This window comes from Comamonas sp. AG1104 (genome assembly GCF_003350425.1).
Classification (GTDB): Bacteria; Pseudomonadota; Gammaproteobacteria; order Burkholderiales; family Burkholderiaceae_C; genus Comamonas; species Comamonas testosteroni.
Map to the genome: position 1 here is coordinate 236713 of NZ_QQAS01000001.1, position 26835 is coordinate 263547.

The 26835-nt window shown below is 60.9% G+C and carries 21 protein-coding genes; 13 read left to right on the forward strand and 8 right to left on the reverse strand.

Features of this window, described 5'->3' with window-relative positions:
• Positions 1-123: 123 nt before the first annotated feature.
• Together DFO48_RS01090 and DFO48_RS01095 are read left to right on the forward strand one after the other, a co-directional pair.
• The gene (locus tag DFO48_RS01090) at positions 124-2673 is read left to right on the forward strand and encodes an arginine/lysine/ornithine decarboxylase (RefSeq protein WP_114862289.1); all 2550 of its coding nucleotides are present in this window, start codon (positions 124-126) and stop codon (positions 2671-2673) included.
• A gap of 88 nt (positions 2674-2761) precedes the next feature.
• The gene (locus tag DFO48_RS01095; RefSeq protein ID WP_114862675.1) at positions 2762-3205 is read left to right on the forward strand and encodes a VanZ family protein; all 444 of its coding nucleotides are present in this window, start codon (positions 2762-2764) and stop codon (positions 3203-3205) included.
• Positions 3206-3296: 91 nt separating this feature from the next.
• Here the strand turns inward: DFO48_RS01095 and DFO48_RS01100 are convergent, their stop codons facing one another.
• From DFO48_RS01100 to DFO48_RS25355, 3 genes are all read right to left on the reverse strand, one after another.
• A complete protein-coding gene (locus tag DFO48_RS01100) occupies positions 3297-4241 on the reverse strand; it encodes a tripartite tricarboxylate transporter substrate binding protein (RefSeq protein WP_233506322.1) in 945 nt (314 codons plus the stop codon).
• 177 nt (positions 4242-4418) lie between these two features.
• Positions 4419-5636 (reverse strand): CaiB/BaiF CoA-transferase family protein, encoded by a 1218-nt coding sequence (locus DFO48_RS25350; protein ID WP_199406929.1) that lies wholly within the window; start codon positions 5634-5636, stop codon positions 4419-4421.
• A gap of 45 nt (positions 5637-5681) precedes the next feature.
• Entirely contained in the window at positions 5682-6617 is a 936-nt protein-coding gene (locus DFO48_RS25355; protein WP_199406930.1) for a hydroxymethylglutaryl-CoA lyase, read from the reverse strand.
• Between the two features lie 141 nt (positions 6618-6758).
• On the opposite strand from DFO48_RS25355, the gene DFO48_RS01110 reads away from it, so the two are divergent.
• Positions 6759-7487, forward strand: a complete 729-nt coding sequence (locus DFO48_RS01110) for an IclR family transcriptional regulator (RefSeq protein ID WP_003080511.1) — start codon at positions 6759-6761, stop codon at positions 7485-7487.
• A 58-nt stretch (positions 7488-7545) separates the two neighbouring features.
• Here DFO48_RS01110 and DFO48_RS01115 read toward each other — a convergent pair whose 3' ends face one another.
• The 3 genes from DFO48_RS01115 to fabI all read right to left on the reverse strand — a co-directional run bounded on the left by DFO48_RS01115 (position 7546) and on the right by fabI (position 10125).
• A complete protein-coding gene (locus DFO48_RS01115) occupies positions 7546-8451 on the reverse strand; it encodes a DNA ligase (RefSeq protein WP_114862291.1) in 906 nt (301 codons plus the stop codon).
• 178 nt (positions 8452-8629) lie between these two features.
• The gene (locus DFO48_RS01120; protein ID WP_114862292.1) at positions 8630-9151 is read right to left on the reverse strand and encodes a superoxide dismutase family protein; all 522 of its coding nucleotides are present in this window, start codon (positions 9149-9151) and stop codon (positions 8630-8632) included.
• A gap of 173 nt (positions 9152-9324) precedes the next feature.
• Entirely contained in the window at positions 9325-10125 is an 801-nt protein-coding gene (fabI, locus tag DFO48_RS01125; protein ID WP_003063172.1) for an enoyl-ACP reductase FabI, read from the reverse strand.
• A gap of 120 nt (positions 10126-10245) precedes the next feature.
• Between fabI and DFO48_RS01130 the strand changes: the two genes are divergently transcribed.
• The 6 genes from DFO48_RS01130 to DFO48_RS25360 all read left to right on the forward strand — a co-directional run bounded on the left by DFO48_RS01130 (position 10246) and on the right by DFO48_RS25360 (position 19532).
• Positions 10246-12060 (forward strand): extracellular solute-binding protein, encoded by a 1815-nt coding sequence (locus tag DFO48_RS01130; protein ID WP_114862293.1) that lies wholly within the window; start codon positions 10246-10248, stop codon positions 12058-12060.
• 119 nt (positions 12061-12179) lie between these two features.
• On the forward strand, positions 12180-13208 hold the full coding sequence (locus DFO48_RS01135) for a microcin C ABC transporter permease YejB (RefSeq protein ID WP_114862294.1): 1029 nt from the start codon (positions 12180-12182) through the stop codon (positions 13206-13208).
• 48 nt (positions 13209-13256) lie between these two features.
• Positions 13257-14318 (forward strand): ABC transporter permease, encoded by a 1062-nt coding sequence (locus DFO48_RS01140; protein WP_114862295.1) that lies wholly within the window; start codon positions 13257-13259, stop codon positions 14316-14318.
• A 56-nt stretch (positions 14319-14374) separates the two neighbouring features.
• Positions 14375-17515: a type ISP restriction/modification enzyme gene (locus tag DFO48_RS01145; protein ID WP_233506264.1), complete on the forward strand. Its 3141-nt coding sequence runs from the start codon at positions 14375-14377 to the stop codon at positions 17513-17515.
• Positions 17512-19173 carry an ABC transporter ATP-binding protein gene (locus tag DFO48_RS01150; RefSeq protein ID WP_114862297.1) on the forward strand — a complete coding sequence of 554 codons (1662 nt, stop codon included), beginning with the start codon at positions 17512-17514 and terminating at the stop codon, positions 19171-19173. The genes DFO48_RS01145 and DFO48_RS01150 overlap by 4 nt, the downstream gene beginning before the upstream one ends.
• 197 nt (positions 19174-19370) lie before the next feature.
• Positions 19371-19532 carry a hypothetical protein gene (locus DFO48_RS25360; RefSeq protein WP_003056362.1) on the forward strand — a complete coding sequence of 54 codons (162 nt, stop codon included), beginning with the start codon at positions 19371-19373 and terminating at the stop codon, positions 19530-19532.
• A gap of 102 nt (positions 19533-19634) precedes the next feature.
• Here DFO48_RS25360 and DFO48_RS01155 read toward each other — a convergent pair whose 3' ends face one another.
• Together DFO48_RS01155 and DFO48_RS01160 are read right to left on the reverse strand one after the other, a co-directional pair.
• Positions 19635-19967 (reverse strand): chaperone modulator CbpM, encoded by a 333-nt coding sequence (locus DFO48_RS01155; RefSeq protein ID WP_003080495.1) that lies wholly within the window; start codon positions 19965-19967, stop codon positions 19635-19637.
• 11 nt (positions 19968-19978) lie between these two features.
• Positions 19979-20959 (reverse strand): DnaJ C-terminal domain-containing protein, encoded by a 981-nt coding sequence (locus DFO48_RS01160; protein WP_114862676.1) that lies wholly within the window; start codon positions 20957-20959, stop codon positions 19979-19981.
• A gap of 230 nt (positions 20960-21189) precedes the next feature.
• Between DFO48_RS01160 and DFO48_RS01165 the strand changes: the two genes are divergently transcribed.
• The 4 genes from DFO48_RS01165 to infB all read left to right on the forward strand — a co-directional run bounded on the left by DFO48_RS01165 (position 21190) and on the right by infB (position 26758).
• Entirely contained in the window at positions 21190-21570 is a 381-nt protein-coding gene (locus DFO48_RS01165) for a thioredoxin family protein (RefSeq protein WP_114862298.1), read from the forward strand.
• Between the two features lie 180 nt (positions 21571-21750).
• The gene (gene rimP, locus DFO48_RS01170; RefSeq protein WP_003080490.1) at positions 21751-22329 is read left to right on the forward strand and encodes a ribosome maturation factor RimP; all 579 of its coding nucleotides are present in this window, start codon (positions 21751-21753) and stop codon (positions 22327-22329) included.
• An 83-nt stretch (positions 22330-22412) separates the two neighbouring features.
• Entirely contained in the window at positions 22413-23900 is a 1488-nt protein-coding gene (gene nusA, locus DFO48_RS01175; RefSeq protein ID WP_003080487.1) for a transcription termination factor NusA, read from the forward strand.
• Positions 23901-23923: 23 nt separating this feature from the next.
• On the forward strand, positions 23924-26758 hold the full coding sequence (gene infB / locus DFO48_RS01180) for a translation initiation factor IF-2 (protein WP_034349990.1): 2835 nt from the start codon (positions 23924-23926) through the stop codon (positions 26756-26758).
• Positions 26759-26835: the final 77 nt, after the last annotated feature.

Genomic DNA, 26835 nt, shown 5'->3' on the forward strand with positions numbered 1-26835 from the left:
AGGCCTGTATTTAGTGCACCACATTCTGGGTTAAAAACAGCCTGTTTCAAAGCCGCAATAAGGATATTCCTTACACTTCGCGGCTGTTTCGTTTTTTAGGCCTGATTGGTACGGAGGCTGTTCATGAAGTTTCGCTTTCCCATCGTCATCATCGACGAGGACTATCGTTCCGAGAACACCTCGGGACTGGGCATCCGCGCCCTGGCTCAAGCCATTGAAGAAGAGGGCTTTGAAGTCCTGGGCGTGACCAGTTATGGCGATCTGTCGCAGTTCGCCCAGCAGCAAAGCCGGGCCAGTGCCTTTATTTTGTCGATCGACGACGAGGAGTTCCAGCTCGGCGGCGACAGGGACCCCATCATTCACAGCCTGCGCGACTTCATCGGTGAAGTGCGCCGCAAGAATGAGGAGGTGCCCATCTATATCTACGGCGAGACCAAGACCAGCCGTCACCTGCCCAACGACATTCTGCGTGAGCTGCATGGCTTCATTCACATGTTCGAGGACACGCCCGAGTTCGTGGCCAAGCACATCATCCGCGAAGCCAAGAGCTATCTGGAGAGCGTGCAGCCTCCGTTTTTCAAGGCACTGCTGGACTACGCCGAAGACGGCTCCTACAGCTGGCACTGCCCCGGTCACTCGGGCGGTGTGGCCTTTCTCAAGAGCCCCGTGGGCCAGATGTATCACCAGTTCTACGGTGAGAACATGCTGCGCGCCGACGTCTGCAATGCCGTGGAAGAGCTGGGCCAGCTGCTGGACCACAACGGCGCCATCGGCGAGTCCGAGCGCAATGCCGCGCGCATCTTCAATGCCGATCACTGCTACTTTGTGACCAATGGCACATCGACCTCCAACAAGATCGTCTGGCACCACACCGTGGCACCCGGCGATGTGGTGGTGGTGGATCGCAACTGCCACAAGTCCATCCTGCACTCGATCATCATGACGGGTGCGATTCCGGTGTTTCTCAAGCCCACGCGCAATCACTTCGGCATCATCGGCCCGATTCCGCAAAGCGAGTTCAGCGTGGAGTCCATCCAGGCCAAGATTGCCGCCAACCCGCTGCTCAAGGGCGTGGATGCCAAGGCCGTCAAGCCCCGCGTGCTGACGCTGACACAGTCCACCTACGACGGCGTGCTCTACAACACCGAGACCATCAAGAGCATGCTGGACGGCTATGTGGCCAATCTGCACTTCGATGAAGCCTGGCTGCCCCACGCTGCCTTCCACCCCTTCTATGGCAGCTATCACGCCATGGGCAAGAAGCGCAAGCGTCCGATGCACTCGGTGGTCTATGCCACCCAGTCCATCCACAAGCTGCTGGCCGGCATCAGCCAGGCCTCGCATGTGCTGGTGCAGGACAGCCAGACCGAGAAGCTGGATCACCCGCTGTTCAACGAGGCGTATCTGATGCACACCTCGACCAGCCCCCAGTACAGCATCATCGCCAGCTGCGACGTGGCTGCCGCCATGATGGAGCCGCCCGGCGGCACGGCGCTGGTGGAAGAGTCGATTGTCGAGGCGCTGGACTTCCGCCGTGCCATGCGCAAGGTGGAAGACGAGTTCGGCGACGACGACTGGTGGTTCGAGGTCTGGGGCCCTGAAGCCCTGGCCGAGGAAGGCGTGGGCACGGCCCAGGACTGGATCATCCGCGGCACGGATGCGTCGACCAAGACCCGCTCCAAGAAGAACGGCAAGGAGTTCGACAACTGGCACGGCTTTGGCGATCTGGCCGACGGCTTCAACATGCTGGACCCCATCAAGTCCACCATCGTCACGCCCGGCCTGGACCTGGACGGCGACTTTGCCGACACCGGCATTCCCGCGTCCATCGTCACCAAGTACCTGGCCGAGCATGGCGTGGTGGTCGAGAAGACCGGCCTGTATTCCTTCTTCATCATGTTCACCATCGGCATCACCAAGGGCCGCTGGAACACCATGCTGACCGCGCTGCAGCAGTTCAAGGACGACTACGACCGCAACCAGCCGCTGGCGCGCATCCTGCCCGAGTTCTGCCAGCAGCATCGCCGCTACGAGCGCATGGGCCTCAAGGACCTGTGCCAGCACGTGCACGAGCTGTATGCCAAGTACGATATTGCACGCCTGACGACCGAGATGTATCTGTCGGATCTCAAGCCTGCGATGAAGCCCTCGGATGCCTATGCGCATATCGCGCAGCGCAAGACCGAGCGTGTGGAAATCGACCACCTGGTCGGCCGCACCACCGTGGGTCTGGTCACGCCTTACCCACCCGGAATTCCGCTGCTGATTCCCGGTGAAGTCTTCAACAAGAAGATCGTGGACTACCTGGTGTTCGCGCGCGAATTCGCCAAGGAGTGCCCGGGCTTCGAGACCGATATCCACGGTCTGGTGGAGCTGGAAGACGAAAACGGCGAAGTCCGCTACTACGCGGACTGCGTGGCCGAGCAAAGCGTCAAGGCTGTGGCAGTGAAGAAGACGGCTGCGGTGAAGAAGCCCGCTGCCAAGAAGCCCGTTGCCAAGAAGACGGCAGTCAAGAAGACGGCTGCGGCGCCCGGAGCCACGACCGTTGCCAAGACGCCTGCCACAAAGGCGGCAACAAAACCGGCAACAAAACCGGCAACAAAGGCCGCAGCCAAGTCCACCGCAAAGCCTGCAGTGAAGGCTGCGGCCAAAACTGCAAGGAAGGCTGCATAAGCCTTGGCTTTTGCAAGGCCGGGGCGATCCCGGCCTTTTGCACATCAGCCCGGAGTGCCTGCACTTCGGGCTTTTTCATATCCCTGCCATGCATTCATTCCTGAAACCGGCTGGCGCCGTGCCTCTGTGGAAGCTGTTGGCGGCAGCCAGCCTGGGCTGGGCCTTGTTCATGCTCTGGGGCTGCCTCAATGAGACGGGCAGCAGCGGTGGGCTGATTCTCAGACTGTTCCCGTTTCTGGGTGGCTTCGAGCACACGGACAAGCTGGTGCATGCCGGCTTGCATGCTGTGCTGGCGGGTTTGCTCTGCTGCGCGGGGCTGGCGCGTGCGCATGCTACCGGCTTGCGCTGGGCAGCCGGGCAAGCACTGGCCGTGGTGCTGTTGTGCGCCGGCTATGGCGGCGTGATCGAGCTGCTGCAGGCCGGCTTCTCCACCACGCGGTCAGCCGAGTGGCTCGATGCGCTGGCCAATGCCGCGGGCGCGAGCCTGGCTGTGCTGTTCATTGAGGGGCTGCGCTGCATGAATCAAAAATAGTAGCTGCTTGCGCTTTACCTATATTGTTTTAATGTATTAAACAATCTGAAATATAGTTAGTTGTTGCGCAAGTAGCTCCTGTTTTTGATGTCTATTCCAGAGTGATTTTCGCGTCGCGGATCAGCGCAGCCCAGCTGGCCTGCTCCTTTTGCAGATAGGCCTGGGCATCCTGCAGGCTGCCGCCCATGGGTGTGCTGCCTTCGGACTGCAACTGCTTGAGCACTGCAGGGTCCTGCAAGCCGGTGTTCACGGCGGAGTTGATCTTCTGCGCCAGCGCGGCGGGCGTGTTTCTGGGGGCCACGATCAGCTTCCAGTCCACGGCTTCAAAGCCGGGGAAGCCGGACTCGGCCACGGTGGGGACCTGGGGCAGGATGGCAAGACGCTTGGCCGAGGTCACGGCCAGGGCGCGCAGGCGCTGGCCCTTGATCATGGGGTAGACCGCCTGAGGCGTGCCGAACATATAGTGGGTCTGCTTGCCCAGCAGATCGGTCACGGCCGGCGCGGCGCCCTTGTAGGGCACGTTGAGCACATCGATCTTGGCCTTGTAGGAAAGCATTTCCCCTGCCAGATGGCCGACGGTGCCCGTGGACGCCAGGCCTTGCTTGATGGCTCCGGGCTGGGCCTTGGCTGCGGCGATCAGGTCATGCAGCGATTTCCAGGGCGAATCGGTGGGCACGACCAGTACCACGGGCTGCGAGGCCACCAGCGCCACGGCAAGCAGATCGGTCTTGGCGTTGAAAGGCATGCTGGGCAGCAGCGATGGATTGATGGCCAGATTGGCGGTCTGTCCCATGCCGAAGGTATAGCCGTCGGCCGGTGCCTTGGCGACGGCATCAAGTCCGATATTGCCGCCCGCACCGGGCTTGTTGTCCACCACGATGACCCAGCGATTCGCGGTCGCCATGCGCTCGCTGATCTGGCGCGTCACCGTGTCGGTGCCGCCGCCAGGCGTGAAGGGCACGACCATGCGTATCGACTTGGCGGGCCATTCGCCGGGCTGGGCTGCAGCATTGCCTGCGGCAAGCGTCATGGCCATCAGCGTGCATGCTGCTATCGCCTGGCGGCGGCTCGGGTGTCGGGAAGAAGGGCTGTGTGGCATGGTTTTGTCTCCTGAAATCTGGAAATTGGGGTAAAGAATCCCCGCAGGGCGCGCGTGGGCGTCCTGTTCTGGGGGGGGCGTGAAATCGGGCGGGGCGATGGCCCCGCAGGCCGCTCAGTCGGGCAGGCCCTGTGACAGCGCCTGGGCCTGATCCCGGCTGTAGCCCAGCGCCGTCAGAATCTCCAGGCTGTGCTCGCCGAGTCTGGGGGGTGAGAGGCGCACCTGCAGGTGCTTGCCGTCCAGGGTCAGCGGCAGCAGCACGGTCTTGCTGTCGCGGCCGTCCGGCAAGGTGATGGGGGCCAGCGCTCCGGTGGCGTTCAGGTGCGGGTCCTCGAGCAGATCGTGCGGGCGGGCGATGGGCGCAAACGGCAGGCCCTTGTCCTCGAAGACCTGAGCGATATGCGCGGCGCTGTATCCGGCCATGGTTTCGCGCAGCAGCGGCATCAGCCAGCTGCGGGCCTGCACGCGGTCGTTGTTGCTGCCAAGGCGCGGGTCGTCACGCAGCTGCTCCAGGCCGAAGGCGTTGCAGAACTCGCGCCATGCGCCGTCGCTGACCACGGCCAGAAAGATCTGCTCGCCGCCCTGGACTTCGAACACGTCGTAGATCGCCCAGGCCGAGATGCGCGCGGGCATGGGGGCTGCGGGCTTGCCGGTCACCGCGTACTGCATCATGTGCTGGGCGATCAGAAACACATTGTTCTCGAACAGTGCGCTTTGCACTTCCTGGCCCTTGCCGGTCTTTTCGCGCTGGGCCAGGGCTGCCATGGCTCCCATGGCGCCGAACATGCCGCCCATGATGTCGTTGACACTGGTGCCCGCGCGCAGCGGGTCGCCGGGCCGGCCTGTCATATATGCGAGGCCCCCCATCATCTGCACCACCTCGTCAAGTGCCGTGCGATGCTCGTAGGGGCCGGGCAGAAAGCCCTTGTGGCTCACATAGATGAGGCGCGGAAACTGCTGCTTGAGGCTTTCGTAGTCGAGACCCAGCTTGGTCATGGTGCCGGGCTTGAAGTTCTCGGTCACCACATCGGCCGTGGCGATCAGCCGCAGCGCGGCTTCCTTGCCTTCGGGGGTCTGCAGATCCAGCGTCAGGCTTTTCTTGTTGCGGTTGAACAGCGGGAAAAAGCCCGAGCCTGAGCCCAGCAGCTTGCGCGTGGCATCGCCGTTGCGGCCGTGGCCCACGGGCTCAACCTTGATGACTTCGGCGCCCAGGTCGGCCAGCATCAGGCCGCAACTGGGGCCCATGACCATATGGGTGAATTCCACCACGCGGATGCCGGCATAGGGCAGGGGAGCTGCGCCGGTGTCGGCGGATTCGGTTGAGGAGTACATATTCATCTCTTGTGGTGCTCGGCTCGTCGATGAGCCGAGGCGTGATCAGTAACGGTGAGGCACAAAGCCCTTGGGCAGGCCTGCGGGTGGCAGCATGCCGTACAGCGCCTCGCCCGGCAGACCGGCGGCCAGCGTTTCTCGCGCTGCAAGCAATCGCTCAATATCAATGCCGGTGCGCAGTCCCATGGCTTCGAACATGAAGACCAGATCTTCGGTCACCACATTGCCCGAAGCGCCGGGGGCATAGGGGCAGCCGCCCAGCCCGGCCTGGGAAGCGTCGAAAGTGCGCACACCTGCCTCATAGGCGGCCAGGCAGTTGGCCAGACCCAGGCCTCTGGTGTTGTGCATATGTGCGGCGCCGGCCCTGTCGCCGAGTTCGCTACGCAGGCGAGTGAACAGGCGCTTGACCTGGGCCGGGTTGGCCATGCCTGTGGTGTCCGACAGCCCCGATTCGTCGGCTCCGGCGGCCACGCAGGCTGCAGCCAGGGCGATCACCTCGTCCTCGGGCACCAGGCCCTGCAAGGTGCAGCCGAAAGCGGTGGAGATGCCGGCCTCGATATGCACGGCAGGGGCCATCTCGTCGCGAAGCCTGGCGATGGCGCGTACTTCCTCCACCATCTGTGCAGGCGTCTTGCGCACATTGGCCATGGAGTGCGCGGGGCTGGCCGATACGGGCAACGTGATCTTGTGCGCGCCGGCGCGCATGGCGGCTTCGGCTCCCTTGAGGTTGGGCACCAGGGCCATGATGGTGACGCCGGGGTGGGTGACGGCGTGGCGCACGACCTCGGCGGCATCGGCCATCTGCGGCAGCAGCTTGGGCGAGACAAAGGAGCCGACCTCGATTTCCTGCACGCCCGAAGCCACCAGGGCATCGATCCAGGCGTATTTATGGGCCGTGCTCATGGTGGCCGAGACCGACTGCAGGCCGTCGCGGGGGCCGACTTCGCTGATCAGGAGATCGAAGCGGTGGGGGAATGACATGGTTGCCTCACTTGGATTTCATGCTTGCATTGCAGCTGGCACAATGCTTTAATGGCGTTCTATCTAATAGAACTTAATTCTTTCTATTGAAATATTGCCTTGCGTCCTGATGCCCTGTCAAGCTGAGAGGCAGGAGTTTTTATGCCGCGTAAATCCCTGAATGAATCCGTAGCCGACGAGAATGCCGCGCCTGGCGGTGTGGCCGCAGTGGACCGCGCCCTCAGCGTGCTGGGCGCATTCCAGGATGGCGATGCCGCGCTGAGCCTGGCCGAGCTGGCCGAGCGCACGCGCCTGTACAAGAGCACGGTGCTGCGATTGCTGGCCTCTCTGGAGCATGGCGGCTGGGTTCAGCGCCAGGATGACGGGCGCTATGCGGTGGGCTCGGCCGTGGCCAGGCTGCATGCGGTTTACGAACAGAGCTTCTCGTTGGACAAGCTGGTCATGCCGGTGCTGCGCGCACTGGTTCAGGCCACAGGCGAGAGTGCTGCCTACCATGTGCGCCAGGGGCGCGAACGCCTGTGCCTGTACCGCGTGGATTCGCCGCACCCGGTGCGCGACCATGCGCGTGCCGGCGATCTGCTGCCTCTGGACAAAGGCGCTGGCGGGCGCGTGCTGGTCGCTTTCGATCCCGAGCTGGGCGACTGGGTGAAGAAGCAGCGCAGCCACTATGCGCGTGTACGGGCCGATGGCTATGAAGCGCTGGTGGGTGACAGGCATAGCGAGATCGCTGGCATTTCGGCCCCGGTTTTCCGCCGCAGCGGTGAGCTGGCCGCCGCCCTGACGCTGACCATGCCAGCGCATCGCTATGACGAGCGCTATGTCAAAAACGTGCTGCAGGCCGCGCGCGACCTGGGGGCGCAACTGCCGTAGCCACTGATGTCGCGGGATTCAAACGCATGGCCGGGGGCAGTCAGCGAGGACACCTGAATCACGGGCCTGCCGGCTCGGGCTGAAAGCCTGGCTCACTGCGCACGCGCAAGAAGCGGGCAAAGCGCGGCAGGCCGCTTTTCTCGTGCAGGCCCTGGTAGCGGTAGGTGACCCAGCTGCCGAGCGCAGGCGGGCTTTTGCGCATCTGCGCCGTCAGTCCGGAGCCCAGTGAAAACTGCTTGCCGTCCGGGGTCTGCACCAGCAGCGCACCCGTCATGCCCTGCCATTGCCCGCGTCCGCTTTTGTAGCCTATGACCCGGGCTTCGGCATCATCGAAAGGCTTGAGCTTGAGCAGGTCGTCGCTGCGGCCCGGGCGATAGGGCGCGCTGCCCTTGTGCAGCATCAAGCCCTCGCCGCCGCCTTTGACGACCGTGTGCAGCCATTGCTGCAACTCGGCTTCCGAGCCCAGCTTGCGCTGCTCCACCATCTGCACCCAGTCCTGGGAAATGACCCCGACGGTGCGCTGCAGCAGCGGCAGGCGCTGGTCAAAGCTGCCCGGAGCTGCGGGTAGATCAAACACCATGAATCTCATCTGGCGCCAGGCCCGATCGTCCGGGATGGCCTGTGCCGTGGTGGACTGAGCATGGGCAAACCGGCCGCGTCCGGCCCAGAGCTCGCCATCCATGGGGGTGGCCGGCCAGTCCCGAACAAACCACTCTGGCGTCGCGATCCGCTGCCCGCCACGGCTGACGAGCTGGTGGCCGTTCCAGTAGCCGCGTACGCCGTCCAGTTTTTCGCTGACCCAGTAGTCCTGCAGCGGCAGGCCGCTGCGCCAGACCTGGGCCAGCATCAGCGAAGGCGGCTGGGCCGTGGTCTGGGCCCGCACGGCAGCAAAGCCCATGCAGAGACAGGCGCAGACCAGCCAGAGAATGCATTCCCGAAGGGATCGGTGCCGTGGTTCAGGCATGGCTATCTCCCGGTAAAGATGCAACTCATGCTAGAGCGCGGAGCCTGTGCTGTCGATGCGGGTACGAACCCATATCAAAGAACATAGCCATCAGCGGCTTATCTATAGGGATTGTGGTGATTCCAATGAAAAAAGCCGCTGCAGCCAGGCAGCGGCTTTTGTCAAAGCGGCAGGGCCTTCAGTCGCGGCTGATGACGGCGCAGGCGATGAGCGCGCCGGCATTGCCCGTGGGCTGGGTGGTGTAGTCGTCGGGCTGGGCATGGACGATCACTGCCCGGCCTATGACATTGCCAGGGCCGGCCAGCAAGGTGATGTCTGCCGACTGTACGTTGACGGTGGCCACGCCGTTGGAGTCGGCCTTCAGGCTTGGCAGGTCGCCCATATGGTGCTGGGTCGAGTCATATTTGCCATGCGGATTGCCCAGCGGGTTGAAGTGGCCGGCAGCGGCATTGCCGTTGTCGCCGCAGTCGCCCTTGTCGTGGATGTGAAAGCCGTGCTCGGAATTGGGCTTGAGGCCGTGAATCACGGCATTGATCACGACCTGCTGGCCGCTCTTCTGGGTGAATTTCACATCGCCGCTGACCTTGCTGCCCGAAGTGGCCTGCAATCTGGCGATGGCCTGGGCGGGCTGGGGCTCGGGGGTGCTGCAGGCCGTCAGGGCAGCAGCGGATGCGGTCAGGATGAGAAAACGATATGGCATGTAAGCTCCTCTTGAATATTCGTCAGAACCATAGAGAAAACACTGTGAACCATAGCGTCAGTGCCTTGCCGCGCTTGTAGGGCAAGGGCCAAGATGTCGGCAGCGGTCCCCAAAAAACAAAGCCCCGCAGGCTGCTGAAGCCTGCGGGGCTGGTGTCGTCAAAAGCCTGGGGCTCAGACTTGGTCGGCCGACAGGCCTGCGGTCTGGCTGAAGCCGCCGTCCACGTAGGTGATCTCGGCGGTCACGCCGGAGGCCAGGTCGGACAGCAGGAAGGCAGCGACATTGCCCACGTCTTCAATGGTCACGTTGCGGCGCAGGGGTGCGGCATCGGCCACACGGCCCAGCAGCTTGCCGAAGTCCTTGATGCCCGAGGCCGCCAGGGTCTTGATGGGGCCGGCGGAGATGCCGTTGGCGCGGATGGCGCGGCCGTCGGCAGTGCGGCCCACGGCTTCGGCCAGGTAGCGCACGGAAGCTTCCAGCGATGCCTTGGCCAGGCCCATGGTGTTGTAGTTGGGGATGGAGCGCAGAGCACCCAGATAGGACAGCGTCAGCAGCGAGGACTTGTCGTTCAGGTAAGGCAGGGCCGCCTTGGCCATGGCGGGGAAGCTGTAGGCGCTGATATCGTGGGCGATCTTGAAGTTCTCGCGGCTCAGGCCGTCGAGAAAGTTGCCGGCAATGGCTTCACGGGGGGCAAAACCGATGGAGTGCACAAAGCCGTCGAACTTGCCCCAGGTGGCGCCCAGGTCGGCGAACAGCTTTTCGATCTGGGCGTCGTCGCCCACGTCGCAGTCGAACACCAGCTTGGAGTCGAAGTCGGCAGCAAATTCGGTAATGCGGTCCTTGAAGCGTTCACCCACATAGCTGAAAGCCAGTTCTGCGCCTTGCTCGTGGCAGGCCTTGGCAATGCCGTAGGCAATGGAACGGTTGGACAGAACGCCCGTGATCAGCAGCTTTTTACCGGCGAGAAAACCCATTGTTGTTCTCCAAAGAAAATTGAAAGAGATGATGGCTGCATCTGTGGCAGACGCGCCATCTTTGAAAACGTATCTGTACGAACTGGGTGCGAATCAGTCGGGGTAGGGCAGAATTGTCGCATGCGCCATTGGATGATTTGCTCAGCCCTGATTGTCAGCAGCCAAGTTGCCACACCTGCCCTGGCAGCACATGGCTATGCGCTCTGGGGTCAGCCCAAGTATGCGGCCGACTTCAAGCACTTTGACTATGTGAACCCTCAAGCGCCCAAGGGCGGCGAGCTGCGCATGGTCAGCAATCTGCGCTATTCGACCTTCGACAAGTACAACCCCTTCACGATCAAGGGCTCGCCGCCCGCCTATCTGGCGGACATGCTGTTCGAGACCTTGCTGACTCCCAGTCTCGACGAGACGGCGACGGGCTACGGCCTGCTGTCCGAGGATGTGGAGGTGGCGGCCGACGGCCTGTCCGCGACCTTCAAGCTGCGCAAACAGGCGCGCTTTCACAATGGCAAGCCGGTGCTGGCTCAGGATGTGAAACACAGCTACGAGACGCTGCTGAGCAAATATGTCTCGCCCGGCTACAAGACGCTGTTTGCCGAGGTGGCCGGCTGTGACGTGATCGACGAGCGCACGGTGCGCTTTCGCTTCAAGAAGCCCAATCGTGACCTGCCGCTGACCGTGGGCACCCTGCTGCCGGTGTTCAGCCGCGACTGGGGGCTGGGCGCGGATGGCAGGCCCAAGGCCTTTGACCAGGTGGTGATGGACACGCCGATTGGCAGCGGGCCCTACAAGATCGGTCCGGTCAAGTTCGGCAAGGACATCAGCTATGTGCGCGACGCGGGCTACTGGGGGGCAGCCTTGCCGGTGCGTGTCGGCCTGGCCAACTTCGACCGCATCACCATCAAGATCTACAAGGACGGAACGGCGCGGCTGGAGGCGCTCAAGGCCGGCGAGTTCGATCTCATGCGCATCAATAGCGCGGGTGACTGGGCCAGGCGGTTGACGGGCAGGCGCTTTGCCTCGGGCGAGCTGGTCAAGGGCGCATTCGAGAATAAGCTGCCCTCAGGTTTTCAGAGCTTCTTCCTGAACCTGCGCCGCGAGCAGCTCAAGGATGTGCGCGTGCGCGAGGCCTTGGGTCTGGCCTATGACTACGAGTGGATGAACCGCCAGATGTTCTACGGCGCCTACCAGCGCGTGCACGGGTTGTTCGGCAACACGGCGTGCGAGACCCGGGGCGAACCCACCGAGGCGGAGCTGGCCCTGCTCACCCCTTTCAAGACCAGCCTGCCGCCCGCCACGCTGGGGCCCATGGCCCAGCCGCCACGCACCGATACGGGCGACGGCCTGCGCGGCAATCTGCGCCGCGCGCAGAAGCTGCTGGCCGATGCAGGCTGGACGGTCAAGGACGGAGCCTTGCGCAACGCCAGCGGCGAGCCCATGGTGCTGGAATATCTGGACAGCAGTGAGAGCGGCGTCAAGATCGTCAGCAGCTGGATGCGCAATCTGGAAAAGCTGGGCATCACGCTCAAGGTGCGCAATGTGGACTACGCGCTCTATCAGCAGCGTATGGACAAATACGACTTCGACATCGTGACGCTGAACGTGCCCGGTACGCACAACCCGGGTCAGGAATATGCCGAGCTGTTTGGCAGCGCCGCCGCCGATGTGGAGGGAGCCTCGAACTATGTCGGCCTCAAGAGCAGGGCGGTGGATGCCATCATCGCCCAGATGGCTGCGGCCAAGTCCGAGCAGCAGATGCTGCCCGCCTGCCATGCGCTGGAGCGCATCATCGTGCACGGCCATTACCTGATTCCCCAGTATTACTCGGGCACGCACCGCATGGTCTATGACGCCTGGAGGCTGGCGCTGCCGGGGCAGATTCCGGCCTATTCGCCGGGCGAGCTATGGGCGGTCTATGCCTGGTGGGCCAAGTGAAGTCGCCCCCACGCTCCACCGTTGCACGGGTTGCTGTCCCCCGAGGGGGCTGGCCTTGCTTGGGGCGGCCCGGCGCTGCGGCCATCGCCGCTGCGGCTGAAAACAAGGGTTGATCGAAGATGTTTGCCTATATTCTCAAACGCATTTTTCTGATGATCCCCACGCTGCTGGGCGTGCTGCTGCTGACCTTTGTGGTCATCCAGTTTGTGCCCGGCGGCCCGGTGGAGCAGTATCTGGCCGAGGCCAAGGCTGGCGCTGGACATGGAGCCGAAGGCGCTTCCATGAGCTATCGCGGCGGCCAGGGCGTGGATCCCAAGCGCCTGGAGGAGATCAAGGCGCTGTACGGCTTTGACAAGCCGCCGGTCGAACGGTTCGTGCAGATGCTGGGCCAGTTTGCGCGCTTCGATCTGGGTACCAGCTTTTTTCAGAACAAAAGCGTCTGGGCGCTGGTCAAGGAAAAGCTGCCGGTCTCCATCAGCCTGGGCCTGTGGACGTTTTTCATCAGCTATCTGGTGGCTGTGCCGCTGGGCGTGGCCAAGGCCGTGCGAGCGGGCTCACGCTTCGATCTGGCGACCACCATTGTGATTCTCATCGGCTATGCCATCCCTGGCTTTGTGCTGGGTGTGGCGCTGCTGGTCATCTTTGGCGGGCAGCTGCAGTGGTTTCCGCTGCGCGGGCTGACATCGGCCAATTTCGACGAACTCAGCACCATGGGCAAGGTGGCGGACTATCTCTGGCATATCGCGCTGCCCGTGACGGCCATGGTGGCCGGCAGCTTTGCCGTGACAGCCATGCTGACCAAGAACTCGTTTCTTGAGGAGATCCGCAAGCAGTATGTGCTGACGGCCCGCGCCAAGGGCCTGTCCGAGCGCCAGGTGCTCTACAAGCATGTGTTTCGCAATGCGCTGATTCCCATCGTTACGGGCTTTCCCTCGGCTTTCATCGGTGCCTTCTTTGCCGGGGCGCTGCTGATCGAGACCCTGTTCTCGCTCGACGGTCTGGGTCTGCTCAGCTACGAAAGCGTGATCCGGCGCGACTTTCCCGTGGTGCTGGGCACGCTTTATCTGTTCACGCTGATCGGCCTGGTGACCAAGCTCATCAGCGATCTTTGCTATGTCTGGGTGGACCCCCGGGTCAAGTTTGACTGATTTATGCAAGATAAGCCTCAAACCAATGCCCCGCAAGCGCAAGAAGCTATGAATACAGGAGTAGAGCGCGCGCCGGCGGCGCCTGCTGCCCAATCCGAATCCCCAGGGCGTCGGGCCTGGAGGCGTTTCAAATCCAACCGGCTGGGCTTTGTCAGCCTGCTGATCTTCTCGGTGCTGGTGGTGCTCAGCCTGTTTGCCGAGCTGCTGTCCAACGACAAGCCGCTCATCGTGCGCTATGAGGGGCAGACCTATCTGCCGCTGCTGCACGATTACCCGGAAACCACGTTTGGCGGCGATTTCCATACGCCTACCGACTATCTGGACCCCTTCATCCGGCAAAGGCTCGGTGAGGGCGATAACTGGGCGATCTTCCCGCTCAACCGCTATGGCAAGTCCACCATCAACTACTTTGCCAAGTCTCCCAACCCTTCTGCGCCGTCGGCGGACAACTGGCTGGGCACCGACGACCGGGGGCGCGATCTGCTGGCCCAGCTTATATATGGTTTTCGCGTCAGCGTGCTGTTCGGCCTGGCGTTGACGGCCGTGGGCGTGCTGCTGGGCGTGCTGGCGGGGGCGGTACAGGGCTTCTTTGGCGGCAGGACGGATCTGGCCTTTCAGCGCCTGACGGAAATCTGGGGCTCCATGCCCGAGCTATACCTGCTCATCATCTTCAGCGCGCTGTTTGCGCCCAGTGTCTCGCTGCTGCTGATCCTGCTGAGCCTGTTTGGCTGGATGGGGCTGGCCGACTATGTGCGCGCCGAGTTTCTGCGCAATCGCCAGCTCGACTATGTGAAATCCGCCCAGGCGCTGGGTGCCAGCAATCGCTCCATCATCTTTCGCCACATCCTGCCCAACAGCATGACGCCGGTGATCACCTTTTTGCCGTTTCGCATGAGCGGAGCCATCCTGGCTCTGACCTCGCTCGATTTCCTGGGCCTGGGCGTCCCGCCGGGCACGCCCAGCCTGGGCGAGCTGCTGAGCCAGGGCAAGAATAATATCGATGCCTGGTGGATTTCCCTGTCCACCTTTGGCGTGCTGGTCATCACGTTGCTGCTGCTGACCTTTATGGGGGACGCCCTGCGCGATGCGCTGGACCCGCGCAAGGCGTAGGCTTGAGCATTGCCCTATACCGCGCACGTACCTACTTATCTTCCTGAGTTTGCATTGTGATTAAAAAATTTTTACAAGAAGTCATCCGTATTCATAAAACAGGTGCCGCTACGGAGCACTCTTATCGCCCTGCATTGCAAATGCTGTTGGAGAGTGTGGGCAGCGAAATCACTGCGATTAACGAACCCAAACGGGTGGCCTGCGGTGCGCCTGACTTCATCATCCAGCGTGGTGAGTTGGCCGTGGGGCATGTAGAGGCCAAAGACTTGCATGTTGGTTTGCGTGGCATGAAGGATGCCAACAAGGCGCAGCAAGAGCGCTACCGCAAAGCTCTGCCTAACCTGATTTACACCAACTGCCTAGATTGGGATTTTTATCGCAATGGCGAGCTGTTTGCCTCGGTCAGTATTGCCGATTACTTGCTAGGCATCCAGCCTAAGGCAGAACAGTTTTTAACCCTGGAAAAACTGCTCAAAGACTTCATCAGTCAGCGCCCGCAAAGCATTAGCAGCCCTGAAGTGCTGGCCACAATGATGGCGGGCAAGGCGCAGCTGATGAAAGACATTTTCGCCAAGACCCTGAGCGCCGATGACGGCAGTAGCAGCGAGCTGTCCGGCCATTACCAGGCCTTTAAGCAACAGTTGATACGCGACATCAGCATGGCTGACTTTGCCGACCTGTACGCTGAAACCATCGCCTACGGCCTGTTTGCAGCCCGCCTGCATGACGACACGCCCGAGAGCTTCAACCGTCAGGAGGCCTTGGACCTGCTGCCCAAATCCAACCCGTTTTTGCGCAGCCTGTTTGGCTTTATTGCCGGGGTTGATCTGGACCCGCGCATTGCCTGGGTGATTGATGACTTGGCCGCTGTATTCCAGGCTGCCGACGTCAAAAAAATCATGCAGGGCTTTGGCCAGCTGACGGGGCGCAAAGACCCCTTTCTGCATTTTTACGAAACCTTCCTATCTGCCTACAACCCCGGCAAGCGCAAATCCCGGGGCGTTTGGTACACCCCAGAGGCTGTGGTGAACTTTATCGTCCGGGCCGTGGATGAGGTGCTGCAAACCGAGTTTGGTTTGGCCGATGGATTGGCCGACACCAGCAAAATCGCCATCGACTGGGACACCGACGCCAACGACAAAAAAGGCAAAGCCGTCACGCAGAAAAAAGACATTCACCGGGTGCAAATTCTGGACCCGGCCACGGGCACCGGCACCTTTTTGGCCGAAGTGGTCAAGCAGATTGCACCAAAAATCAAAAGTGTAGGTGAGAGTCTCTGGACTTCGTATATTGAAGAGGACTTGATTCCGCGTCTGCACGGTTTTGAGTTGCTCATGGCCTCCTACAGCATGTGCCACATGAAGCTGGACATGATCCTGACCGAGCTGGGTTACCTGCCAGGCAACAATCCGCCACGTTTGAGCGTGTACCTGACCAACAGCCTGGAAGAGGGCGAGCGCGAAGTCATGGATTTATTCATGGCGCAGTGGCTCACGCGTGAGGCCCGCGAAGCCAGCGCCATCAAGCGTAAAAATCCCATCATGTGCATCCTGGGCAACCCACCCTATGCCGGCGAAAGCAGCAACAAGGGTGCGTGGATCATGGACTTGATGGAAGCCTATAAAAAAGAGCCAGGCGGCAAACAAAAACTGCAAGAGCGCAACTCCAAATGGATCAATGACGACTATGTGAAATTCATCCGCATGTCCGAGCATTTGATTGAGAAAAATGGTGAAGGCGTATTGGGTTTTATCACCAACCACGGCTATCTGGATAACCCCACTTTTCGTGGTATGCGCTGGCATTTAATGCGCAGCTTTGACAAAATGTATGTGCTGGATTTGCACGGCAACAGCAAAAAGAAAGAAATTACCCCCGAAGGCAATCCCGACATCAATGTGTTTGATATTCAGCAGGGTGTCAGCATTTTAATTGCAGTCAAGCACAAGCGAAATATCGAAAAAAAATCCCCCGCAAAACCCCTGGCACAGGTATTTCATGGTGATTTATGGGGCAAACGTGAAGATAAATACAAAGCATTGTTTGACAGCAACTTGGCCAGCTTTGAATGGCAAAAGTTAGCACCCCAAGCGCCGCAATATGCCTTTATCTGCCGCAACCATGGATTGCAAGAAAAATACCAGCAGGGCTTTGCTGTGCATGAATTAATGCCGGTCAATTCTGTGGGCATAGTCACTGCCCGCGATGCGCTGACCATTGACAGCGACAAGGATAAGCTGTGGCAGCGTGTCAACGATTTTGTCGAACTAGAGCCCGAAGCCGCGCGGCGGAAATACCAGCTGGGTGTGGATGTGCAGGACTGGCAGGTAGCCGAGGCGCAAAAAGATGCCAAGGCCAATCTCAGCATGGAAAAGCTGGTGCCCATAGCCTACCGACCTTTTGATAACCGCTGGACGCTCTATACAGGTACATCACGCGGTTTTCATTGCCGTCCGCGCGAAGGTGTTATGCGGCATATGCTGCATGAAAATTATGGATTAGCAACGGCAAGAAGTAATAAAACTTCTACGGTTGATCATTTCTATGTGGTTAATGGATTAATGGAAACTAAGTGCGCTGAAAGAAGTACTCAGTCAGCTATTTTTCCTCTTTATTTATACCCCGAAGGCGATGCGCTCAAAGAAAAGCGTCAAATCAACTTTGACCCCAAGCTGTATAAAAAACTGCAAACACTGGCTAAGCATAAAAAAAACGGCCAGCCCGACGAACTGGCAGTATTCGATTACATCTATGCCGTGCTGCACTGCCCGGTCTATCGCAGCACTTATGCAGAGTTTCTGAAATATGATTTCCCGCGCATCCCCTGGCCTGCCAATGCGGATGAGTTTTGGCGCTTGCGCGAGCAGGGCAGTCAATTGCGCCGGTTGCATTTGATGCAATCCACGGCCATTGGTGGCACCTCTTATCCGTTGAAAGGCGAAGGGGATCGCTGTATTGACCAACCCAAGCTGCAAAAAAACCAAATTTGGATTAACAAAAACCAATACCTTGACGAAGTGCCCGATGGTGTGTGGGATTTTTATATTGGTGGCTACCAGCCTGCGCAAAAATGGCTCAAAGACCGTAAAGGCCAAACACTGAGCTTCAACCAAGTCAAGCATTACCAAAGTATTTTAAAAATCCTCGCCCGCACGGCAGAAATCATGCAGGGCATCCACCTGGAGGCTTTGGCATGAACCAGGTTGATGCATCGGCCCTTGCGGGGGCTGTGCAGCCCCTGCTCCAGGTCGAAAACCTGCAGGTCAGCTTTGGCGGCAAAACCGTCGTCCAGGGTGTGAGCTTCAGCCTCCACGCCGGTGAAAAGCTGGCACTGGTGGGGGAGTCCGGCTCGGGCAAGTCGGTCACGGCGCTGTCGCTGCTGCGCCTGGTGGGCGATGCGCAACTGGGTGGCCGGGCCCTGCTGGACGGGCGCGATCTGCTGGGGCTTTCGGAGCGCGAGATGCAGGGCATACGCGGCGGCGATATCGCCATGATCTTTCAGGAGCCGATGACGGCGCTGAACCCGCTGATGACCGTGGGCGCGCAGGTCGCCGAGGTGCTGCAGCTCAAGCAGGCACTGAGCCGTGCTCAGGCCTTGGAGCAGGCGGTGGAGCTGCTGGCCACGACCGGCATTCCCGAGCCTGGACGCAGGGCGCAGAGCTTTCCGCACCAGCTCAGCGGCGGCCAGCGTCAGCGCGCCATGATTGCCATGGCCCTGGCCAGTCGTCCCCGGCTGCTGCTGGCCGACGAGCCGACGACGGCGCTGGATGTGACGCTGCGTGGCCAGATCCTGGATCTGCTGGCCGATCTGCAGCGGCAGACCGGCATGGCCGTGCTGATGATCACGCATGACCTGAACCTGGTGCGCCGCTTCGCCGACCGCGTGGCGGTCATGGAAAAAGGCCGTCTCGTTGAGCAGGGCGCTGTGGCCGATCTCATGCAGAACCCGCAGCATGCCTATACCCGCAAGCTGCTGGCCAGTCGGCCGGTGCGCAATGTGGTGGAGGGGGTCGAGCCCGCCGGCAAGGCGGCCGTGGTCCAGACCCGGGCCCTGCAGGTGAGCTATGCCACACCCTTGCCCGGCATTCGTGGCTGGTTCAAAAAAGGGGCATTCGTGGCGGTCAAGGGCGCGGATATGCTGCTGCGCCCCGGTCGTACCCTGGGCGTGATCGGTGAATCGGGCTCGGGTAAATCCACGCTGGCCCAGGCCGTGCTGGGGCTGTTGCCGGCGGCCGGGGAGCTGCAGGTGGCCGGCAGGCCATGGCAGCAGCCGGCCATCCGCAACAGCGCGGCCAATCTGGCGCTGCGGCGCAAGATCCAGGTGGTGTTTCAGGATCCGTTTTCTTCGCTGTCGCCGCGCATGACGGTCGAAGAGATCGTCGGTGAAGGCCTGCAGATCCATGTCCCCGAGCTCGCCGCCGGGCTGCGGCGCGAGCGCGTGCTCAAGATGCTGGAAGAGGTGGGGCTGACCGAGGCCCAGTTTCCCGGCCTGCTGCAGCGATATCCGCATGAATTCTCGGGCGGGCAGCGGCAGCGCCTGGCGATTTCACGAGCTCTCATCATGGAGCCCGAGGTGCTGGTGCTGGATGAGCCCACCAGTGCGCTCGACGTCACCATTCAGCAGCAAGTGCTGGCCCTGCTGCAGCGGCTGCAAAAGGAGCGTGGTCTGGCCTATCTGCTCATCACCCACGATGTGGATGTGATTCGCGCCATGGCCCATGAGGTGCTGGTCATGAAGGACGGGCAGATCGTGGAGCAGGGCGGGGTGCAGGCGGTGCTCACGGCGCCGCAGCAGGCCTATACGCGTCAGCTGGTCGAGGCCGCCGGGGTCGTTGCCGAGTCGCCGGCGGTCTGAAGGTGATGGCGGGCAGCGCTTTCCCTTCAAGGGTTTGAGGCGTTGAACACCTGCAATTGCTGTCGATTCACTGATTCGCGAGGCAGGCATTCGCTGAAAAACACTGAATCCGCACTCGAAAGTTTGTATTTATTTGGCGCGAATTCTCTGGCTGTGGCCTAATTGATCCTTTTCAACCTCCCAATTGAGAATTCGACATGGGCAATAAGATCGTTACCGAAGCAGACCGCAAGGCCACTCCCCGTCCCCAGGCACCCAATGGCGTGACCCTGCCCACTCCCGGCCGTGGCCAGCGCGTGAGCCTGGAGCGTGGTTCGCACACTCGCAGCAAGAAGCAGCCCGGCAAGCGCCACGGCTAATTCCTGCAGCAGGCTGCGCCCTGGTGTGCGGCCCGCAAAAAAGCCCTCGTCACTTCGGTGCGAGGGCTTTTTGCTTTTCACGGCTTCAGAGCGCTGGTTCGCTCATCCCTGCAGATTCTTCAGCTTGCGGCGCAATTGCTGCACTTCCTCGATGAGATCGGTGGTCAGGGCGGCGAGCTGAGGGTCGGCGTCGAAGCTGTGTTCCAGTTGGGCAATGCGGCGTGCACGCACCAGCGTCTGGCTGCTGAAGCGCCATTGCTCGTGGCTGATCTCGCGCAGCTGACCTTCGTTGTCGTAGCTGATGACGCCTGTCTGCACATGCTCTATCACCCATTGCGGGCTGGTGCAGCAATGGCGCGCCAGCTCGTGCAGATCAAGCACGGCCTGCTCCAGCAGCTCGGCAGGTTCGTAGAAAGGGTAGTGGGAGGTGCTCATGGGAAAACCTTTCAACTCAGGCTGCGGGCATCGAACTGCGGGAAGGCCTTGGCAAAGTCGGCATAGGCCTGCTTTTGCTCGGGCGTCGCGGCGGGCGGGAAGACCACATCCAGCACCAGATACAGATCACCCGGCGTGGCGGCAGGCAGGCCCTTGCCCTTGAGGCGCAGCTTGCGGCCCGAGCGATAGCCGGCAGGCACGGTGACTTCCAGCTCTCCGGCCAGCGTCTTGAAGCGCACGGGGCCGCCCAGCTCGGCCTCCCAGGGCGCGAGCGGCACGCGCTGGTAGACATCCTTGCCCTCGGACCACCAGCGTGGGTCGCTGCGAAAGTGCACCTCCAGCAGCAGATCGCCCGGGGCACCCTTGCCCAGGCCGGGGTTGCCCTGGCCGGCAAGGCGAATCATCTGGCCCTCGCGCACGCCTTTGGGAATGGTGACCTGCAGCTCCTTGTCCTTGTAGGTGGGGATGCCTTGTTCGTCGAGTACGGTGGCACGCAGATGCAGCGAGCGCACGGCTCCGCTATAGCTGTCCTGCAGATCAAGCTCTATGCTGGCATGCTGGTCCTGGCCGCGCATATCGGGTGTGCTGCGCGCGCCTTGCTGGCCCTGATGGCGTCGTGCACGAGCGGCCTGGCCGAACATCTGCGAGAAGAAATCGCTGAAATCGGCGTCGCTGCCGGCATTGCCCTGGCTGCTGAAGTGAAAATCCTGCTGATCCCAGTCTGGCGGCGGGCGAAAGCCTCCGCCGCCCTGGGCTCTGGCGTTTTGCGCAAACTGCATCTCGTCGCCCATGGCGTCGTAGGCGGCGCGCTTTTCGGGGTCGGAGAGTACGGTGTTGGCTTCGTTGACCTCGGCCATGCGAGCGTCCGCATCTTTTTCCTTGCTGATGTCGGGGTGGTATTTGCGGGCGAGCTTGCGATAGGCCTTCTTGATGTCCTCGGTGGAGGCCTTTTTGTCCACGCCAAGTATCTTGTAATAGTCCTTGTAATCCATGGAGTCACCAATCTTCTTGTCGAAAGAAGGGCGCAAGCTAGCTGCTATGGCTGCTGCCATTGCCGCGCCCGGGTTCAGGAAAATAATAGGGATAGAGTGCGGCAGCTTCAAGGGTCTCAATGTGCGCTGGTCGGGTGATGACCGGGGTTTGAGTCCTTGGGGGCATCTGGCGCTACCATTGCGGGGATCAATGCAGGGGCGTGTGCGAAGGCCTGCCCAGAGTTTGTGAAATGAAACAAGAAATTACAAAAGCAGACGCATGGCTGGTTGTCTGCCTCTGTGCTGACTGGTGCGGTACCTGTAAACAGTACCGGCAACCCTTCGAGGCTCTTGCTGCCCAGTTTCCGCTTATGCGTTTTGTCTGGCTCGATGTGGAAGACCGCGAGGATGTCGCTGGCGATCTGGACATAGAGACCTTTCCGTCCATTTTGGTGGCGCAGGGCGAGCAGGCCAGATTCCTGGGACCTGTGCTTCCGCAGACGGGGGTGCTGGCGCGGATGCTGCAATCCCTGCCCGCAGATGCTGCGGCGAGGCCTGCCGATGTGCAGGAGGCCCAGGATTTGCTGCAGCGATTGTTGCGCGCCGATGACCTGCAGGAAGTCTTGCGTTGATCGCTGTTTTATGCGAGACACTTTTTGCGAAAACAATGGTTTGCGGCTACAATCACGGCTTCACGACCAAACGGGCGGGTACATACCGCCCGTTTTTTTTGGGCAATTCATGGCGAAACCTGTTTTTGACAGAGCTAAGTCCATGATTTGACAGATTTTTCGGGATTGAACTGAATACACGTGGCACTACAGCAAATCGTTGAACAAACCGTGACAGGTCTGGGCTATGACCTGGTTGAAATCGAGCGCTCGGCCGGTGGCCTGCTGCGCATCACGATTGATTTGCCTTGGCAGGCGCCGGAGGAAGGTGCGCCTGAGCTGCCCGAGCAGTTCGTGACAGTGGAAGACTGCGAAAAAGTCACGCGCCAGCTTCAGTTTGCGCTGGAAGTCGATGGTGCGGACTACGCCCGCCTGGAGGTCTCTTCTCCAGGCATTGACCGTTTGCTGCGCCATGAGCAGGACTTCATCCGCTTTGAAGGCTCGGAGGTGGATCTGACGCTCAAGGCTCCCATCGGGGCTGCTGGTGGCGACAAGATCAATGCAAACCGCAAGAAATTTCGTGGCACGCTGGAACGGACTGAAGAAGGTGGCTGGCAGATCGTCTGGAGCGATGAGCCGCCTCCCAAGCCGGGCGTGCGCGTCAGCAAGAAGCGTGAGCCAGCGCCGTTGAACGCCATGGGCTTTACGCTTGACGAGTTGCGCGAAGCTCGTCTGGCACCGATTGTGAATTTCAAAGGACGCGCAGCCAAGCCTGAATGAGGCAGCTGAAGCGTTGGAATCTTTTGGGGCAAAGAGGTCGCATGCAAATCCTCTTTGTGTGATTGAAATAGGAGAGTCGTCGCATGAATCGCGAACTGTTGATGTTGGTTGAAGCCATTTCGCGTGAAAAGAACGTGGAACGCGATGTGGTTTTTGGTGCCGTGGAATCCGCACTGGCACAGGCCACCAAGAAGCTGTACCAAGGTGAAGTAGACATCCGCGTGTCCATCGATCGCGAAAGCGGCGACTACGACACCTTCCGCCGCTGGGTGGTGGTGTCTGACGATGCCGGTCTGCAGAACCCCGACGCCGAAGAAATGCTGATGGATGCGGAAGACCGCGTGCCCGGCATTCAAATTGGTGAGTTCATTGAAGAGCAGATCGAGTCGCTGCCCATTGGCCGTATTGGTGCCATGGCTGCCAAGCAGGTCATCTTGCAGAAGATTCGCGACGCCGAGCGCGAAATGCTGCTCAACGAATTCCTGGCCCGTGGCGAGAAGATCTTCACCGGTACCGTCAAGCGCATGGACAAGGGCGACATCATTGTCGAATCCGGCCGTGTGGAAGGCCGGCTCAAGCGCGGCGAGATGATCCCCAAGGAAAATCTGCGCAATGGCGACCGCGTGCGTGCCATGATCATGGAAGTCGATGCGACCTTGCGCGGCGCTCCCATCCTGCTGTCGCGCTCGGCCCCCGAATTCATGGTGGAGTTGTTCCGCAATGAAGTGCCGGAGATCGAGCAAGGCCTGCTGGAGATCAAGAGCTGCGCCCGTGACGCCGGCTCTCGTGCCAAGATCGCCGTACTGAGCCACGACAAGCGCGTGGATCCCATCGGCACCTGCGTCGGCGTGCGCGGTACCCGTGTGAACGCCGTGACCAACGAACTGGCCGGCGAGCGTGTGGATATCGTGCTGTGGTCCGAAGACCCCGCACAGTTCGTGATCGGTGCTCTGGCTCCTGCCAATGTCTCTTCCATCGTCGTGGATGAGGAAAAGCACGCCATGGACGTGGTGGTGGACGAGGAAAATCTGGCCATCGCCATCGGTCGCGGCGGTCAGAACGTACGTCTGGCCTCCGAGCTGACAGGCTGGAAGATCAACATCATGGACGCTGCCGAGTCTGCTCAGAAGCAGGCCGACGAGTCGGCTGTCTCGCGCAAGCTGTTCATGGAAAAGCTGGATGTGGACGAGGAAATCGCCAACATCCTGATCGAAGAAGGTTTCGAGACCCTGGAAGAAGTGGCCTATGTGCCGCTGCAGGAAATGCTCGAAATCGAATCCTTCGACGAAGAGACGGTGAACGAGCTGCGTAGCCGCGCCAAGGATGCACTGCTGAGTCAGGAAATTGCTCGCGAAGAAAATGTGAGCAAGGCATCCGAGGATCTGGTGTCTCTGGACGGCATGAGTGCCGAACTGCTGGACAAGCTGGCGCAAGCTGATGTGCACACCCGTGACGATCTGGCCGACCTGGCAATCGACGAGCTGACCGAAATCACCGGTCAGACTGCCGAAGAAGCCAAGGCCTTGATCATGAAGGCGCGTGAGCACTGGTTTACCGATGGGCAAGAGTAAGGTCAGGGAGGTACAGAGCATTTATGTCGAGTAATACGGTTGCAGAATTTGCGAAAGAGCGCAACACGACCCCTGATACCTTGCTGCAGCAGCTCAAGGCCGCCGGGGTTGACAAGGCCAATGCCGCTGATGCGCTGACCGAAGGTGACAAGCAGCGTTTGCTGTCTCACCTGCAGGCAAGCCATGGCAGCGGTGCCAAGAAGATCACGCTGACCAAGAAGTCCACCAGCGAAATCAAGCAGGCGGATTCATCGGGCCGTGCCCGTACGATTCAGGTGGAAGTGCGCAAGAAGCGCACTTTCGTGAAGCGGGAAGACACTCCCGCCGAGGCTCAGGCCAATGCGGAAAGCATGGCTAAGGCTGTGCAGGAGCGTGCCGCTAGTCAAGAGCTGGTACGCCGTGAAGAAGATGCTCGCCGCGAGGCCGAGCTGTTGAGCCATCAGGAAGAACAATTGGCCAAGGAACGTCAAGAGCGCGAAGAGCGCGAGCGCCGCGAGCGCGAAGCCGAGGAACGTGCTGCAGCCTATGCAGCCGCTGAAGTCGCCAAGGTGGCTGAAGCCAAGGCGGCAAAGGAAGAGGAAAAGCGCGAGCACGCCGCAGGCGCTGCTGCACGTGCTGCGGCCCAGGCCGATGCACGCGCCAAGGCGGAAGCCGAATCCCAGGCCAAGGCTGCTGAAGAAGCCAGCCGCGCCAAGGATCTGGATGAACGCCGCCGCAAGGCACTGGCCGAGGCGGAAGCCATCCGTGCCATGATGGCCGCGCCCAAGAAGGTGCTGGTTGCCAAGAAGCCCGAAGAGCCCAAGAAGGCTGCTCCGGTCGCTGCGGATGCCAAGAAGCCTGTTGCCGCCAAGGATGGCAACAAGCCTGCAGGCAGCGCTGGTGCAGCCAACGCCGGCGGCGGTGCCCGTCCTGGCAAGGAAGTCAAGTCTGCCAAGCTGTCTTCGAGCTGGTCCAACGATGCGGCCAAGAAGAAGGAAATCAAGACCCGTGGCGACAGCTCCGGTGGCGTCGCTGGCCGCTCCAACTGGCGCGGCGGACCCAGGGGTGGCCGTCGTGGCAATGACCGTCACGAGCAGCAACAGCAGCAGGCTCCCGAGTTCCGTCAGCTGGAGATCTCGGTGCCCGAGACCATCACCGTGGCCGAACTGGCCCACAAGATGGCCATCAAGGCATCCGAAGTCATCAAGGTTCTGATGAAGATGGGCCAGATGGTTACCATCAACCAGCCGCTGGATCAGGACACCGCCATGATCGTGGTGGAAGAAATGGGCCACACCGCCAAGGTGGCTGCGCTGGACGATCCCGAAGCCTTCACAGCCGAGGAAGTTTCCAACTCCGAAGCCGAGCAACTGCCCCGCGCTCCTGTGGTGACCGTCATGGGTCACGTGGACCACGGCAAGACCTCGCTGCTGGACTACATCCGCCGCACCAAGGTGGCGTCGGGCGAAGCCGGCGGCATCACGCAGCACATCGGTGCCTACCATGTGAAGACGCCTCGCGGCATCATCACCTTCCTGGACACTCCCGGTCACGAGGCCTTCACGGCCATGCGTGCTCGCGGTGCCAAGTCCACCGACATCGTGATTCTGGTGGCTGCTGCCGACGACGGCGTCATGCCCCAGACCAAGGAAGCCATCAAGCACGCCAAGGCGGCTGGTGTCCCCATCGTGGTGGCCATCACCAAGGCCGACAAGCCCGAAGCCAACCCCGACCGCGTCAAGCAGGAGCTGGTCGTGGAAGAGGTGCTGCCCGAAGAGTACGGCGGTGATTCTCCCTTCGTTGCCGTGTCCTCCAAGACTGGCCAGGGCATCGACGAGCTGCTGGAGCAAGTGCTGCTGCAGGCCGAAGTGCTGGAACTCAAGGCGCCGGTGGAAGCCGCTGCCAAGGGTATCGTGATCGAAGCCCAGCTGGACAAGGGCCGCGGTACCGTGGCTACGGTGCTGGTGCAGTCCGGTACGCTGAAGGTCGGCGACGTGGTGCTGGCAGGCCAGACCTATGGTCGTGTGCGAGCCATGCTCGACGAAGACGGCAAGCAGACCAAGGAAGCCGGTCCTTCCATCCCTGTCGAGATTCAGGGTCTGAACGAAGTGCCCATGGCTGGTGACGACTTCATGGTGCTGAGCGACGAACGCCGTGCCCGTGAAATCGCGACCTACCGCGCCGGCAAGTTCCGCAATACCAAGCTGGCCAAGCAGCAGGCTGCGAAGCTGGAAAACATGTTCGCCGAAATGTCCGCTGGCGATGTGCAGACTCTGCCCATCATCATCAAGGCCGACATGCAAGGCTCGCAGGAAGCTCTGGCAGCCTCGCTGCTCAAGCTGTCGACCGACGAGATCAAGGTTCAGCTGGTGTACTCCGGCGTGGGCGGTATCTCCGAGTCCGACGTCAACCTGGCTCTGGCTTCCAAGGCCATCATCATCGGCTTCAACGTGCGTGCGGATGCTCAGGCCCGCAAGACCGCTGAAGGCAACGATGTCGACGTGCGCTACTACAACATCATCTACGACGCCGTGGATGAGGTGAAGGCTGCGATGTCGGGCATGCTGGCTCCCGAGAAGCGCGAAGAGATCATCGGTATGGCCGAGATCCGTACCGTGTTCGTGGCGACGAAGATCGGCACCATTGCCGGCTCGTACATCACGCAAGGTCACGTCACCCGCAACGCACACTTCCGTCTGCTGCGCGACAACGTGGTCATCTACACGGGCGAGATCGAGTCGCTGCGCCGCCTCAAGGACGATGTCAAGGAAGTCAAGGAAGGCTTCGAGTGCGGTATCAAGCTGCGCAACTACAACGACATCAAGGAAGGCGACGTGCTGGAAGTCTTCGAGATCAAGGAAATCGCTCGTACGCTGTAAAAGCAATAGCTGCTAGCGCCTGCTGCGCAAGGGTTTGAGGCTGAGAACGCCTTGAACTCCTTGTGCAGCAAGCGCAA

Bases quoted from the DNA above. Each gene is read 5' to 3' on its own strand.
- DFO48_RS01090 (WP_114862289.1), top strand. From the start codon at position 124: ATGAAGTTTCGCTTTCCCATCGTCATCATCGACGAGGACTATCGTTCC.
- DFO48_RS01095 (WP_114862675.1), top strand. From the start codon at position 2,762: ATGCATTCATTCCTGAAACCGGCTGGCGCCGTGCCTCTGTGGAAGCTG.
- DFO48_RS01100 (WP_233506322.1), bottom strand. From the start codon at position 4,241: ATGGCCATGACGCTTGCCGCAGGCAATGCTGCAGCCCAGCCCGGCGAA.
- DFO48_RS25350 (WP_199406929.1), bottom strand. From the start codon at position 5,636: ATGTACTCCTCAACCGAATCCGCCGACACCGGCGCAGCTCCCCTGCCC.
- DFO48_RS25355 (WP_199406930.1), bottom strand. From the start codon at position 6,617: ATGTCATTCCCCCACCGCTTCGATCTCCTGATCAGCGAAGTCGGCCCC.
- DFO48_RS01110 (WP_003080511.1), top strand. From the start codon at position 6,759: ATGCCGCGTAAATCCCTGAATGAATCCGTAGCCGACGAGAATGCCGCG.
- DFO48_RS01115 (WP_114862291.1), bottom strand. From the start codon at position 8,451: ATGCCTGAACCACGGCACCGATCCCTTCGGGAATGCATTCTCTGGCTG.
- DFO48_RS01120 (WP_114862292.1), bottom strand. From the start codon at position 9,151: ATGCCATATCGTTTTCTCATCCTGACCGCATCCGCTGCTGCCCTGACG.
- fabI (WP_003063172.1), bottom strand. From the start codon at position 10,125: ATGGGTTTTCTCGCCGGTAAAAAGCTGCTGATCACGGGCGTTCTGTCC.
- DFO48_RS01130 (WP_114862293.1), top strand. From the start codon at position 10,246: ATGCGCCATTGGATGATTTGCTCAGCCCTGATTGTCAGCAGCCAAGTT.
- DFO48_RS01135 (WP_114862294.1), top strand. From the start codon at position 12,180: ATGTTTGCCTATATTCTCAAACGCATTTTTCTGATGATCCCCACGCTG.
- DFO48_RS01140 (WP_114862295.1), top strand. From the start codon at position 13,257: ATGAATACAGGAGTAGAGCGCGCGCCGGCGGCGCCTGCTGCCCAATCC.
- DFO48_RS01150 (WP_114862297.1), top strand. From the start codon at position 17,512: ATGAACCAGGTTGATGCATCGGCCCTTGCGGGGGCTGTGCAGCCCCTG.
- DFO48_RS25360 (WP_003056362.1), top strand. From the start codon at position 19,371: ATGGGCAATAAGATCGTTACCGAAGCAGACCGCAAGGCCACTCCCCGT.
- DFO48_RS01155 (WP_003080495.1), bottom strand. From the start codon at position 19,967: ATGAGCACCTCCCACTACCCTTTCTACGAACCTGCCGAGCTGCTGGAG.
- DFO48_RS01160 (WP_114862676.1), bottom strand. From the start codon at position 20,959: ATGGATTACAAGGACTATTACAAGATACTTGGCGTGGACAAAAAGGCC.
- DFO48_RS01165 (WP_114862298.1), top strand. From the start codon at position 21,190: ATGAAACAAGAAATTACAAAAGCAGACGCATGGCTGGTTGTCTGCCTC.
- nusA (WP_003080487.1), top strand. From the start codon at position 22,413: ATGAATCGCGAACTGTTGATGTTGGTTGAAGCCATTTCGCGTGAAAAG.
- infB (WP_034349990.1), top strand. From the start codon at position 23,924: ATGTCGAGTAATACGGTTGCAGAATTTGCGAAAGAGCGCAACACGACC.